Source organism: Vibrio sp. 10N.286.48.F5 (genome assembly GCF_041469785.1).
Taxonomy (GTDB): Bacteria; Pseudomonadota; Gammaproteobacteria; order Enterobacterales; family Vibrionaceae; genus Vibrio; species Vibrio crassostreae_C.
The window spans coordinates 12,998-27,181 of the sequence record NZ_JBFRLG010000021.1 but is presented as its reverse complement, the minus strand read 5'-3'; the positions used below and the strand labels follow the sequence as shown (position 1 = coordinate 27,181).

The window sequence follows — 14,184 nt, the reverse complement described above, 5'->3', positions numbered from 1 at the left end:
AAAAGCTCCCTGTCTAACACTGATGACTATTAGCTATTCGCTACGCCATTAATGTATTCAACCTGGATAGGTTTAGTGAAGGCACCTGGACGCAGTGCCTGCACCTCTTGAACTACCTTGCTCAAATCCCAGCCTTTTTCTAACAGTAGGTGAGCTGCGAACAAACCAGTGCGACCAGAGCCGCCCATACAATGCATTGCAACCTTGCCGCCGTTATCGACGATGTTATGTAGCTCAGGGCTAGCTGCTTGCCACTTCGCAGCAAAACCAGCACCCGGTGCACAGTCGTCTTCAATTTCGATCTGGAACCATTGCATACCTAACGCACGTGTTTTTTCACCAAGTGCCGCCACGTCTTTGCTTGCAAGCTCATGGTCATCAAGTGCTGTCACGATAGCTTCAACGCCTTGCTCTTTTAGCTGAGCCAGTGATGCATCAAGCGTTGCTTCTTTTGTGCCTGGGCACGGAGTAAGCACTAGCGCACCTTGCTCTAGGTCTAGTTGCCATGTTGGATGTATCATTATATCTTCTCCAGATTCTTATTAAGCAAGGCCAACGGTACGAACAAGCTCAGCGGTACGTGTTGCGTAACCCATCTCATTGTCGTACCAAGCGTAGATCTTAACCATGCGCTTACCGACCAACATCGTTGATAGTGCATCCACGATTGTTGAGCGTTGGTCGCCTTTGTAATCGATAGAAACCAGTGGACGCTCTTCAAAGCCAAGAATACCTTTTAGTTCATTCTGAGACGCTTCTTTCAGCATCGCGTTAACTTCTTCTGCCGTGGTGTCTTGCTTCACTTCGAAGATGATGTCTGTCAGAGAAGCGTTCGCTAGCGGTACACGAACTGCGTGGCCGTTGATGCGGTTTTCTAGCTCAGGGAAGATCTCAACAATCGCTTTGGCGCTGCCCGTCGTTGTTGGGATAAGACTCATGCCACATGCACGTGCGCGGCGTAAGTCTTTGTGCGGCGCATCAAGAATAGTTTGCGTGTTAGTTAAATCGTGAATAGTGGTGAAGGCTGCGTTCTCGATACCAAGCTTCTCGTTGATCACCTTAACCACTGGCGCGATACAGTTCGTTGTACAAGACGCTGCCGTTACGATTTTGTGTACCGCAGGGTCGAAGATATTGTCATTCACACCAACAACGATGTTTGCGATGCCTTCTTCTTTCACTGGCGCCGATACCACAACACGTTTCACGCCCTGCTCTAGGTATTTGTTTAGGAAAGAGGTCTTACGGTGAACACCTGTCGCTTCGATAACCACATCACAACCAGACCAGTCGATCGCATCGATGTCGCGCTCTTGTGTGGTCTTGATGCGCTGGCCATTAATGATCATCTCATCGCCTTCTGCAGTTACTTCGTGGTGAAAGCGACCTTGAACTGAATCAAATTCTAGAAGGTGGGCCAGTGTTGTTGTGTCGCCAGCAACATCGTTAATTTGAACAAATTCTAGCTCATCCCAATCGAATGCTGCGCGAAGTGCTAGACGGCCGATACGACCAAAACCATTAATACCTACTTTGACTGTCATTTTCTGTTCTCTCAGTTAATTGCCTTCATATTTGAAGCCGCAGCGTTGTTGACTACGTTCACTTACCGGAGCGCCGGCCGCCCTAATTACATAGAGCCACTATGCTCATAGGGATAAGTTCACTTGTCGCCTAGCTGCAACTACAACTATTTCGGCATTAAGTTTTAATGTATTTAAACGCAACATACTGGGCGTGAGTTCATCGACTCTAAGCGCTCAATATCTTGCTGGTATTCAGTTTTCAAACAGTTCGATGCAATAAGGTCGTCAATTAACTTTAGCATCCAACCTGGTAAATCTTGTGACAGGCGGTAAAACACCCACTGCCCCTGGCGAACATCAATCAAAACACCGTTTGAACGCAGCTGCGCAAGATGGCGTGAAACCTTTGGCTGACTTTCTTGCAATGCCTGAGTCAACTCACCAACCGATAAGCACTCATTGCGAACTATCAACATTAAGCAACGCACTCGCGTTTCATCGGACAGTAATTTAAAAAATTGGTGAGGAAGCATAAAAACATACTCATATATGGATATGCACATATCTTAGATATAAAAAAACGCACGTCAAGGCGTGCGTTTCAATTGTCATAAAAGTTTAACGAAGAAATATCAGAGCTTGTTGGTCACGGTATGGCTCCAACGGCGCGCTTCAGTAAGCTCCGTTTTAACCTGATCCACGCTTAATCCTAAATCGGCGCAGTACTCATCAATCTGTTGCCAATCGGCATGCTCAAAGCTCTCTTCAAGTGCGAGCAAGGTACCATATGGCCCTTCTCTACGTAATAGAGCAACCTTGATACTTTTACACAGCGGCAACTGCTCGACTAAGTTATCTAACGACAAGTCCAACAGAGCATCCAACAAGGAGAATAAGCCAATCATAAAGGCCTGTTCTCTATACCCTTCAAATGCCTGATAGCGAGACATACGCTGACAAAACTGAGCACGCTGTAGAGACAATCCATACAGCTCTTTAGGCTTTTTATCGGACACATAAGAGGCGACGGCTAACGAGACAAACATTTTCAGTTTCTCTTGACCTAGATATACCAAAGCCTGACGAAAAGAAGAGATGGTAACTTCAAGGCGCGGCGACATAGTATTCACAAAACGCAGCAGCTTATATGAGAGCGCCACATCTTTCGCGACAATGCTCTCCACCCGTTGAAAATCCACATCGGGCTTACACACTTCTTGAAACAGCTCCATAGCAATCACTTGCTCAGGGCTAATGTATTTACTCTTGATGATTTCCGGTTTATTGAAAAAGTAACCTTGGAAAAACTTAAAGCCAGCCTCTTTGGCTTGCTGGAATTCTTGTTCGGTCTCAACGCGCTCCGCCAAAAAGCTAAACTTTTTCCCTTGATGCGCCCTAACCAAATCACACGCTTCATCCAAACCCATCTGCATAATATCGAGCTTGACGATATGCGTGTATTTAAGGAAACGTTCCCATTCTGGGGTCGAAGTAAAATCATCTAGGGCAATCATGTAACCCGCTTGGTAAAGGTCTTTAACCGCTTCCAACAATTCATCTGTTGGTTTACAGGTTTCCAGAATCTCTACCACCACCTTATCTTTCGGCAAACTTAAGGGCAGTCGACGAATCAAACTTTGATAAGGGAAGTTGATAAAGCAGCGTGAAGATGGAATAGAAGGGTTAAGACCAACAGACAAGAAGTTCTCAACAATCAGACGATACGTTGCTCGATTAGACTCAATATGCGCTGGGTACGCATTCTTTTCTCCATCGCGAAATAACAACTCATAGCCGAGTGTATTCCTCTTGCGATTTAAGATAGGTTGTCGAGCAACGTATGTAGCGGTCATTTCTTGATAACTCTGATTGGTTTAACTATAACTCAGTCGCTTAATCTAAGCTTTCGCGGCAGCTAGCAAAGCACCGCAGCCCATGAACATACCACCAAATATTTTATTTATCTTACCCATTATGCGATCAGAGCGAATAAAACGTCCCATTTGTGACGCTAATGAGGTGTAACCCAACATAACAACGCTATCAATGAATACTGTCGTCACACCTAGCACTAATAACTGAGGTGCTTGAGGTTGTGTAGGGTCAATAAACTGAGGAAACAAAGCCACCAAAAACACGATTGATTTCGGGTTAGTTAGGTTGATAAGCACAGCGTTTCTCAGCAGTTTGCCACTCGACAGAGTAGAGCTTTCTTCAGATGCTACTAGGCTCGAGCTATCACGCCACTTTTGAATACCTAACCAAAGTAAGTACACCACACCGACCCACTTAATGATGGTGAACGCCAACGCAGACTTAGCAACGAGTGCACCGATACCCGCGCCCACCAGCATAATGTGAAACGCAAGACCAAGCTGTAAGCCAACAATTGATGCGAGTGACTTTTTAGTGCCATAGCTAAGCCCATTACTGATTGAGTTAACGGTACCCGAGCCCGGAGCCAAGCTAAACAAAATCGCTGTGACAACATAAGCAAGCCAAACATGAGTATCCATTTGCATTTCCTTACTAGTTCTTTAATCTAACAACATTAGTAGCAATAAAGCTCTCACACGCATCAGTTCAGGTAATTTCCCATGGAAAACCACAGCGAAGCCACCTTCCCTTACACTCAAGAACCTCAGTTCGATCATGCGATTAAACACCCGATCAACGCTCTTTGGCAACAAAGAAAAGAGGGGTATTTAACATCGTCTGGTAAAAAGAAACTGTACTGGTGCAGCCTCACCTCAGAAAAGCACAGCAAAGCTATTGTGATTTCAAATGGCCGTATCGAATGCTGCCAAAAATACCAAGAAATCTTTTATGATTTTTATCAACAAGGCTATGACGTTTATTCATTTGACCACCGAGGTCAAGGCCAGTCTGAACGTATGGTAACAGACTCTGACATTGGTCACATTCATGAGTTTGATGATTATGCATCTGACATGTCTGACGTCATTGCCAGTTTTGATCTCAGTAAGTATTCCAATCGCTACCTGCTCGCACACTCAATGGGCAGCACCATAGCCACTCGCTACCTACAAACCCATCCAGACCACCCGTTTGATAAGGTGACTCTGTGCGCTCCGATGTTTGGTATCAATACCGAGTGGTACCTGAAACCTATCGCGATGATCGTTGGACAAGTGCTTACCGCTTTTTATGCCAAGCCAACTTACGCGCCGGGCCAGCAAGCATATTATTCGAAGCCTTTTGAAAACAACTTACTGAGCCACAGTAAGGTTCGCTATCAGTGGTTCCGCCGCTTATATGACGAGTCTCCATCTTTGCAGGTGGGTGGACCAAGCACGCGTTGGGTGTGGCAAGGGTTAATGGCCGCCAAGCAAGCAATTCAACAAACTCGTCAAATCAAGATCCCTCTGCTATTGATTCAAGCTGGGGATGAAAAGATTGTCAGTAACAGTGCTCAAGTAAAGTTCATCTCTAAGCTGAAGAAAACCAACTCTGATTGTCAGTTTAAGTTGATTGAGGGTTCTAGGCATGAGGTGTTGTTTGAGCAGGATGAATATCGCAATCAAACACTGGATGCGATCAATCAGTTTTTCGCCTAGAGCTAATAGGCTAAGCAACCTACCAAGAAAATAAGCGCTAAAGAGGAAGAGAAGTAAGTGAGCTTTGCCCTCTTTTCTTGCATGAATTTGGCATACAATTTCTACCTAGAGATATTGTAGTTAAAACGATTCTAGCGCTGGCTAGCGTCAATATTGGTTAAGCATTTTGCAATGAGGGTTAAATGAGTATTCCTGCACTAAAAGATTCCGTGAAAATTGTTGCTTCTGATTTAGATGGTACGCTTTTGGCTCCCAACCATCAGTTAAGCGACTTTACCAAGCTAACGCTTAAGAAATTACACGACCAAGGTTATACCTTCATCTTCGCAACGGGTCGCCATCACGTCGATGTGGCGGGTATTCGTCAGATAGCAGGTATTCCGGCGTACATGATCACTTCAAACGGTGCACGCGTGCATGACCAAAACGATCAACTGATGTATAGCCAGAACGTACCTCAGGAACTCGTTCAGCCAGTTATTGATATTGTGCGCCAAGATCCAAACCTCTTTATTCACATGTACCAGAATGAAGATTGGTTACTAGACCGTGAAGATGAAATGTTGGCTAAATTCCACAGTGAGTCTGGCTTTAGCTACAAGCGCTTTGAAGCTGAAAACGCACCAAGCGAAGGCATCGCGAAAGTCTTCTTCACACATCCAGAACAAGACCACGAATATCTCGTCACGTTTGAACAAAAGCTAAGAGATGCTTTTGGCGACAAACTGAACATCGCCTTCTCTACACCTTGGTGTCTGGAAGTGATGGCAGCTGAAGTCTCTAAAGGCCACGCTCTAGACGCTGTTGCAAAATCACTAAACCTGACTCTGGATAACTGTGTTGCCTTTGGTGATGGCATGAACGACGCTGAAATGCTGGCTATGGCGGGTAAAGGTCTAATCATGGGTACATCACATGAGAAAGTGATGAAAGCACTACCTGACAATGAAGTGATTGGCAGTAACGCAGACGATGCCGTTGCTCACTACCTAGAAAAGCATCTGCTCTAATCTCGCTCGTTGAACAGATCTGAATAAATAAAAAGGCAGCCAACTGGCTGCCTTTTTTGAACCTTACGTAAAAAGCTCTCTCTAACGCTATCGAGAACCTAACACTTCTTTGCTTAAGATTGCCTGCCACTCTTGTTCGGTAACCGGCATGATCGATAAGCGATTACCGCGTTTCACCAAGGGCATTTCGGAGAGTTCAGGCATGGCTTTAAGCGTAACCAAAGGAATCAAGCGCTCAGTCACTCGCACAAACTCGACATCCACCATGATCCAGCGTGGGTTATCGGGTGAAGACTTAGGATCGTAGTAATCACTCTCAGGGTCGAACTGAAAGTGGTCTGGGTAGGCTTCTCTGGTTACTTTAGCGATCCCCGCTACGCCAACTTTTTTACATGATGAGTGGTATATCATCACCAGATCGCCAAGCTTGACGTCATCACGCATCATGTTTCGAGCCTGATAGTTGCGTACACCCTCCCAACAAGAGGTTTTTTGTACTCTAAGAGTCTGAATAGAGAAGGTGTCGGGTTCTGTTTTAAATAACCAATATGCCATAATAAATCCAATTAACGGTTGCTCCGAGGAAGATATAACATGAAGGTAATGAAAAACCCAGTGACATGGCTAGTCGCGTTCGCTCTACAAGGCTGTGTTACGGCACCTGATACGCCGCAACAACCTGAACAGCCCCCAGCAAACTTGGATGAGCCACTGAGCATTCAACCGCAAACCTTCATCATGCGTGGTCAGGTGGTGGTTGGCCATGAAAGCCGAACCTTCACTCCTTGCGGTAGCCAACAACAATACTGGTTAGACTTATCTCCAGAGTTAGCGTTAGAAGCACAAGGGCTCTCAACGAGACCTTACCAAGCCTTATATGGCGAGCTGATTGGTCACCTAACCGTGCCGAGCCAAACGGGTTATAACGCAGATTTCACAGCGCGTTTCGTGGTTGACCAAGTGAACATCCTAACCGCAGAGAACCCAGATCGCTGCGTCCAACCGCTGCGCTCAACACGAGTATTTGGTAATGAACCCTTCTGGTCAGCAACCTTCGATAAAGACCAGCTGAAATACACCAAGATGGGCGAACAGCCACAGACCCTCGATATTGAATCAAGCCGCACCACATCGAGCAGCCGTGACTACCAATTAGAAGGTAAAGCTGCACAAGGCAAACTCAACCTTACGAAAGAGAGCTGTAGCGACGGCATGAGCGATTCTATCTATGGATGGCATGCCAAGCTTAACCTCAATGACAGTAACTACAATGGCTGTGCGACGGTCTCTAACCAAGATCCAACGCTGGACTGGAGCGGACTCTACTTCGCTAGCTCAACGCAAAACTCAGGGTTCTCTATCAACCTTGAACTCAACAATGACCACAGTGCTATCACGACTTATTCATACAGCAATGGAGACCCTTCTATTGTTGAACAAGGCTTCTGGCAGCAACTGAACCAAAATCAGGTACAAGTGGTTATGACTCGCCACCAGCAACAATATTTGATCTCCGAGCGCATCTTCACACTCGATAATGGCAAGCTAATCGCTGAAAAAGAGAAAGTGGGCAACGTGGTGTATCCGATTGCCAATGGCGGTCTGGTGCTATTCGAAGCTAAGAGTGCGCAAGCACAAGTAAACACCACCACTAACGTTGATCTAACCGCAAAGCAGGTGAACTCCAGCGATCAACTTGATCCAAAAGTCGACCAAGCGATCCGCGAATACTTTAAGATCAACAACAGCTCACCTGACGACACTAAATACCGCTGGTTAACCTACGACCTCAACGGCGACGGTAAAGAAGAGCTGTTCGCCCAACTCGATTGGTGTGGTTCTGGTGGCTGTACACTGCTAATTTTCGAAAACCATCAAGATAACTGGCGCTTCAATAGCCGAGTGACACTGGTTAAGGGCGACATACGCTTAGGTAAATCGCAAAACCACGGCTGGCAGGATCTGATCTTCAATGTCAGTGGCGGCGGTGCAACACCGGCGAAACACACACTTTCATACTCTGGTGTCAGCTACCCGCTAAACCCAAGTGTCGCTCCAGTTGCAGATGATGCTGATATCAGCGACGTGGTTTTGTTTGCTGATGGTATCTCACCCGCACAAAGTGGAGTTAAGTTGTAAACATGAGTAACCAACAAGCTTGCCATGGTTGTAGCTTCACTCACCAATGTATTTGTCACCTGATACCTAGTGTCGCAAGCCAAATCGATCTTGTACTGCTCACTCATGAGAATGAACTGTCACGCGATACCAATACAGGGAAGCTGCTTCAGCAATCCCTTGATCAGTGTCAGTCCATTGTATGGCAAAGGAAAACACCACCAGCGGAGCTCATCGCACTGCTTGACGATGAAACACGACAACCGTTTCTTTTATTCCCAAGTGATCAAAGTGTCGAGTGCCAGCAAGCTGTAATGACCCAAGCCCAGAGCCGTAAGCCGCTATTCATCATCTTGGATGGCACATGGCAAGAAGCGAAGAAGATGCTTAACAAGAGCTCGTGGTTACAAGCCGTTCCGCAAGTTCACCTCGATATTACCAGCGAATCTTCATACACCTTGCGCCGCAACCAAGACAGTGGCCACTTGTGTACTTGTGAAGTGGGTATTGAGTTACTCAAATCTTTAGGTGAAAGTGAATCTGCCAAGCTCATTGATGACTACTACCAGCATTATCTAAAAGTGTTCCACGCCGACAAGTGTGGCCACGCCCTCAAATAGACCAAGCAGGCGCGCGGGAAGGTAAAAACACATTTCGGGACGAGACAGACACTAAAAACAAAAAGGGTGAGCCATAAGCTCACCCTTTTTACATCGTATTTTCGTTATTGAGCCAACCAGTGTTTCACGTGAAACGCTCGCTCCATCAAAACAAACGCTGAGGTTGACCAAAGTAATACCCTTGCAAGTAATCGACCCCCATGTCTTCAGCAATACGGCACACCTGCTCATTATGAACGAACTCCGCCACCGTCTTAGCATTCAGAATCTGGCATAAGCTCACCAACTGCTGAGCGATCTTGCGCTGCTTTTTATCTTTATCAATATTGCGAATCAAACTGCCATCAAGCTTGATCACCTGTGGTTCTAGCTTCAATATCTCATCAATGTTCGAATAGCCCGAACCAAAGTCATCAACAATAATATTCACACCAAGATCGCGGAAGTGATTACACACCTCAATCAAGCGACCGTAATCCTGAATTTGTTCCGTTTCTAACACCTCCAAGCCAATACGCTGTGGGTGACTGATTTTCTTGATCGCTTGTTCAAGGTGAAGAATGGTTTTCTCATTGCTGAAATCTTGTGGCGCTAAATTAATTGAGAACGAATCGGTTCGCTGACTCATAAAATCGAAGGTGCGCGTTATCATCTGACGACTGAGGCGTGTATAGAGATGGGTTCCTTCAATGATTGGCAAGAACTTACCCGGTGCAATTAACTGACCGTCCTCTTCAATTCGAACCAAACACTCGTAGCTCTCTACCTGATGACTGTGTGCTGAAACTATGGGCTGAGAGCACGCCACAATATTCTGATTAAGCACCGCGCGACTCACGCACGACAGCCAACCAAGTTGCTCTTGGCGATGCTTCTCCAATTGAATGAGTGCCTTGGCGCTCACTAGGTGCTTGTTCTGGCTGACAGCGCTGCGCCTCGCATCAATCGCCTTCAACAATAAGTCATCAATAGAGGTAGTCGGGAAATCTCGACGGCTGGCGATACCCGCACAGATAGACACCGACAAGTAATCAATATCGGGTAAACCGGTAGGCTCAAAATTCACATGCTCGGTTTGATCGGCAAATTCCGAGAATCGCTGATGAATATGTTCTTGGCTCGCCCAACTATCAAACACCACCGCCCACTCACCAATACCGATACTGTAGAGCTGACAGCCCTCATCAAAGAACTGCCACAGCGCCTTTTGAAAGTACTCACTCAAATCATGCAGAAGCTTGTCACCTACTCGATAACCATACTTCTCATTGATCTGACCAAAGGTCGTGACCTTCAAAGCTAGTAAGTGGCTATCACTGCTCATCTTCGACAGTTTCTCACGCAGCACACTTCGATTGGGTAAACCTGTACGGTGATCAATTCGATAGCTTGCCGTCAATGCAGTGGCTTGCTGCTGAATCTTACTCGCCATGCTGTTGTTCATGTCATCGACATCAAGCAGTGCATTTCGGATCAATGAAAACAGAGGGGATATGTTGGTCGCGGGTTGCGTCTCTAATGGCAATACCGCCTTACCCTCGCCTTCTCTAAGCGCAAGATAAGTGAGGCTATGGTGCAAGATTCGCTGTTGGCCATTCTCTTGATAAAGTTCTCCCATGCAGTAAACGCCATAGCTGTCGGCCAATTTTTGGAAAACCTCAACCTCTTGGTTGCCATCAATAAAGTCGATACGAGATGTACAGTTATAAATGAAGAACTGTTCTGGCCTATGAGAGGCGATCTGCTGCACGCCCAGTCGTATCTGCTCTAAGGTCAGTGATGGATGGTCATAACAAAACCGGACCTCATCGCCCACTTGGAACAGGCCGCTGAATTCTATCTCTCCACTTTCCGTTACCTTGAGCGGTAAGTGAATGTTTTGCTCTTTCGGGTCACCGACCATCAAGGGAAAGTTATGCAGTTGCTCAAAAGGCACTTCGAGGCCATCAGCGAGGTAACGATTGTAGAGTTCGCGAACAGGCATCCCATCCAGTTCCAACAACCGGTTCTCTTGAGCACCTGTCACTCGAAAAGTTCGACCAATCGGATTCCATTCAGTGTAGTAACCCTTAGCGATGGAGAGCTCAACACTGTGCAGCGCCAACATCACATAGGCATTTTCATAGCAAATGCCGTCTAACATCACCCATCGCCCATTATCTGTGATGGTCGATGCACCGCCACAGATCGGTAATGAATACATCGACTGCTCAAACGCTGAAAATAGATCTCGGTTATTTATCTGCAAGCGGTCTGCGAAACAGATGATGCTTTGAGTATTATCATTGCACTCAAGCTGTTGCCACATAGCGTGGCTATCGAGCAATGGTTGTTCGCTATATTCGACAACACCACAAGAGTAAGACGTCGCGTCAAAGCGGGTAACAATCAGATAAAGACCTTGGTGCAGGATGACACCTTGACTAATGTAGTGGTTAGCACTGCAACCAATCAATTTGGCATTGGGAAAAGTCGATTGAATCACTTGGCAGGCAGCCAAAACAGAACCTTTCTCGAAAGACGAAAACACCTGAATCAGTAGGCTTTCATGTTGATGAAAATCTATCTTTTCCAATTCACGTTGGGTTTGCTCAATGTCTTGTATCAGGAGAGAAGTCGACTGCATATTCACATTAATCGTTACGTTAATGATTTATTATTGTGCTTATTATAGATAAGGCTTGCACGGAATACTTGCGATCGCGTTATGAATAATGTGACCTTAGTTAGACATCATTCATTCCGCCAAAAAGCAGTCATTAATGGCGGCGCAGTACTTTTATAGCCAGTCGTTACACAATGCGGGAAGCTTTAACTGCTAAAACAGTCGCTTAGGCTCACCGAAGTAGTAACCCTGCAGATAATCGACACCCATTTGCTCTGCTATCTCACAAATCTGTTGGTTATGGACAAATTCAGCGACCGTTTTGGCATTGAACACTTGGCACAAACGAATCAACTGAGAGGCTATGTTTCTTTGTTTTTGATCTTTGTCGATATTACGAATCAAGCTACCGTCGAGCTTAATGATCTGTGGCTCAAGCTTAATGATTTCCTCGATGTTGGAGTAACCAGAGCCAAAGTCATCAACAATGATTCTCGCCCCAAGCGCACGGAAGTGATCACACACCTCAATCATGCGACCATAATCTTTAATCTGCTCAGACTCGAGAACCTCTAGGCCAAGTCGAGTGGGATCGTTCATAGCACTGATGGCGGTCTCGAGCACCTCAAGCGTCTTGTCGCTCAACAAATCTTGCGGGGATAGGTTGATAGAAAATGGGCTTTGCTTATCCGCCATATAACCTATGGTGTTCTTAATCATGTGTCGGCTGAGGCGAGTGTAAAGGTGCGTGTCGGCAATGATAGGTAAGAACTTACCTGGTGGCACAATGGTACCGTCTGACTCCATGATTCTGACCAAGCACTCTTGGCCAATCATTTCGTGCGTAACCGACTCCACAATCGGCTGGGAATAGGTGATGATGTTCTGATCTAGAATCGCACGACTTACACAACTCAACCAACCGAGTTGCTCTTTGCGGTCCTCTTCGCTCACCTGAATATCTTTGGCATTGGTGATGTGGGTATTGTTACGTACTCCATAGCGTCGAGCTTCGATCGCTTTCAATAAGATCTGGTCACCACTGTCGGTTAAGAAGTCACAACGACTAGCAAAGCCGCCACACAGAGAAACTGACAGGTAATCAATATCAGCCAAACCATATGGCTCAAAATTTATGTGTTCGATGTCATCGGCGAACTCAACGAAACCTTCTTTTATTTTCGTACTACCAACACTAGCATTGAAGATAATCGCCCACTCTCCAACACCAATACTGAATAGCTCTACCTTCACGCGAGGCTCTTTAACCACACGAAGCTGTAATCGCTCGATAAAGTGATTAGACAGATCGAGTAGCAGCTGATCCCCCACTTGATAACCATACTTCTCGTTAACCTGATGGAAGTTGGTTAGCTTTAAGGTCAGCAGATGTTCACTGAACAGAATCGTATTGAGGCGCTCTTTCAGTACGATACGGTTCGGCAAACCAGTACGCGAGTCAATGCGATAGCTTTCGGTTAAGCGACGCGCTTGTTGATGGAGTTTCTTTTCCATCTGAGTATTCATACTGTCGAGATCAGCGACTGCATTTCTGACTAGGTTAAGCAATGGCGACACGGTTGAGCCACACTGAAAGTCTTCGCAATGAAACTCTTTAATCTCGTCAGACTCGCGCATAGCGATATAAGTCAAGCTGTGGTGCAGTATCTCTTGGCGGTCTTCATTACGGTATAGCTCCCCCATGCAGTAGGCACCACATGTATTCACTATCCCTTCAAATGGCTTGAGCTCAAGTTTACTGTCGATAAATTCAAGTCGAGATACGCAGTTATAAATGATCACCGATTCAGGCTGATGCATGGCTAGCATCTCGGCACCGTGGTGCACCTTTTCTGCAGTGAGCGATGGGTGGTTATAACAAAACTGCGCCTCTTCACCGACATGCCAAGGGCTATCAAACTCAATACTGCCATCATCATTAATACGTAGCGGCGTCGAGATACCCTTCTTTCTGCCAAGTTCTCGATAAAGTGGAAAGCTCATCAGTTGACTAAAAGGAAGGTCTTTGCCATCCGCAAGGTAATGTTTGAATACTTCAATAGCCGGCTTGTCGTTCAATGCGTATAAGCGATTTCCGATTGCGTGTGTGACTCGTAGCTTCATCCCAATCGGGTTCCACTCAGAGTACGCGTCCGACCAAACCTTCAATCTTGGGTTAGTCAGAGCCACAGCAACACAGGCGTGCTGGTAGGTTTGCTCGTTATACATAACCCAACGGCCAAATTCATTCTCATGGCACAGTCCACCAGCTATCGGCAAGGCATAAGGCAAATTTTCAAAAGCGCTATAAATAGGATAATCACGCCCTTCAACCTGATCGCACAAGCTGATGACCGTTTTGGTTTCTTCTGTAAGGCGCAGCTGAAAAGCTAAGTCTTGGCTGTCTTGATTTGGATTGCCGGAAAAAGGCTGGACCGCAGAGGTTAGATGGGTTTCGTTGAACTCACTGATGATGACTAAGGTGCATGCACTTTCAAGGCAATTATCACAGATAACATGACGAGCACTCTGGCCAATTAGCGTCGCATTATTTAAACGATTGAGGGCAACACCCGCGATTTGACGAGCTAGATCTGAAGATTGAGCTGAGAAAATTTGAATAAGGTACTGTTTGCTGTCACACCATTCTCGCTGATCAAATTGAGCTCTAAATAACGCCTCAGTATTTGCGAGAAATGTAAATGTTTGCATGCCAACCCTTGTTCA

At 46.0% G+C, this 14,184-nt stretch carries 12 protein-coding genes; 4 read left to right on the top strand and 8 right to left on the bottom strand.

Annotated features, from left to right (window positions below; all coding sequences use genetic code 11):
• Positions 1-29 precede the first annotated feature (29 nt).
• The 5 genes from AB4185_RS13245 to rhtB form a co-directional block, all read right to left on the bottom strand.
• Positions 30-521, bottom strand: coding sequence for a cyclin-dependent kinase inhibitor 3 family protein (locus tag AB4185_RS13245; RefSeq protein WP_017061028.1), 492 nt, complete (start codon positions 519-521; stop codon positions 30-32).
• A 21-nt stretch (positions 522-542) separates the two neighbouring features.
• Positions 543-1,544, bottom strand: a complete 1,002-nt coding sequence (locus AB4185_RS13240) for an ArsJ-associated glyceraldehyde-3-phosphate dehydrogenase (protein ID WP_017061027.1) — start codon at positions 1,542-1,544, stop codon at positions 543-545.
• 173 nt (positions 1,545-1,717) lie between these two features.
• Positions 1,718-2,059, bottom strand: a complete 342-nt coding sequence (locus tag AB4185_RS13235) for a metalloregulator ArsR/SmtB family transcription factor (RefSeq protein WP_017063763.1) — start codon at positions 2,057-2,059, stop codon at positions 1,718-1,720.
• A gap of 99 nt (positions 2,060-2,158) precedes the next feature.
• Positions 2,159-3,379: an EAL and HDOD domain-containing protein gene (locus AB4185_RS13230; RefSeq protein ID WP_372135534.1), complete on the bottom strand. Its 1,221-nt coding sequence runs from the start codon at positions 3,377-3,379 to the stop codon at positions 2,159-2,161.
• Between the two features lie 45 nt (positions 3,380-3,424).
• A complete protein-coding gene (gene rhtB, locus AB4185_RS13225; RefSeq protein WP_017061024.1) occupies positions 3,425-4,042 on the bottom strand; it encodes a homoserine/homoserine lactone efflux protein in 618 nt (205 codons plus the stop codon).
• 81 nt (positions 4,043-4,123) lie between these two features.
• On the opposite strand from rhtB, the gene AB4185_RS13220 reads away from it, so the two are divergent.
• A complete protein-coding gene (locus tag AB4185_RS13220) occupies positions 4,124-5,104 on the top strand; it encodes an alpha/beta fold hydrolase (RefSeq protein WP_229648281.1) in 981 nt (326 codons plus the stop codon).
• A gap of 182 nt (positions 5,105-5,286) precedes the next feature.
• On the top strand, positions 5,287-6,114 hold the full coding sequence (locus tag AB4185_RS13215; RefSeq protein WP_017061022.1) for a Cof-type HAD-IIB family hydrolase: 828 nt from the start codon (positions 5,287-5,289) through the stop codon (positions 6,112-6,114).
• An 87-nt stretch (positions 6,115-6,201) separates the two neighbouring features.
• Here AB4185_RS13215 and AB4185_RS13210 read toward each other — a convergent pair whose 3' ends face one another.
• Positions 6,202-6,669 carry an EVE domain-containing protein gene (locus AB4185_RS13210; protein WP_017061021.1) on the bottom strand — a complete coding sequence of 156 codons (468 nt, stop codon included), beginning with the start codon at positions 6,667-6,669 and terminating at the stop codon, positions 6,202-6,204.
• A gap of 39 nt (positions 6,670-6,708) precedes the next feature.
• On the opposite strand from AB4185_RS13210, the gene AB4185_RS13205 reads away from it, so the two are divergent.
• Positions 6,709-8,253 (top strand): COG3650 family protein, encoded by a 1,545-nt coding sequence (locus AB4185_RS13205; protein ID WP_017061020.1) that lies wholly within the window; start codon positions 6,709-6,711, stop codon positions 8,251-8,253.
• Positions 8,254-8,255: 2 nt separating this feature from the next.
• Positions 8,256-8,852 (top strand): tRNA-uridine aminocarboxypropyltransferase, encoded by a 597-nt coding sequence (locus tag AB4185_RS13200; RefSeq protein ID WP_017061019.1) that lies wholly within the window; start codon positions 8,256-8,258, stop codon positions 8,850-8,852.
• 145 nt (positions 8,853-8,997) lie between these two features.
• Here AB4185_RS13200 and AB4185_RS13195 read toward each other — a convergent pair whose 3' ends face one another.
• Together AB4185_RS13195 and AB4185_RS13190 are read right to left on the bottom strand one after the other, a co-directional pair.
• On the bottom strand, positions 8,998-11,478 hold the full coding sequence (locus AB4185_RS13195; RefSeq protein ID WP_017063759.1) for an EAL domain-containing protein: 2,481 nt from the start codon (positions 11,476-11,478) through the stop codon (positions 8,998-9,000).
• Positions 11,479-11,670: 192 nt separating this feature from the next.
• Positions 11,671-14,169 (bottom strand): EAL domain-containing protein, encoded by a 2,499-nt coding sequence (locus tag AB4185_RS13190; RefSeq protein WP_229648282.1) that lies wholly within the window; start codon positions 14,167-14,169, stop codon positions 11,671-11,673.
• Positions 14,170-14,184 lie beyond the last annotated feature (15 nt).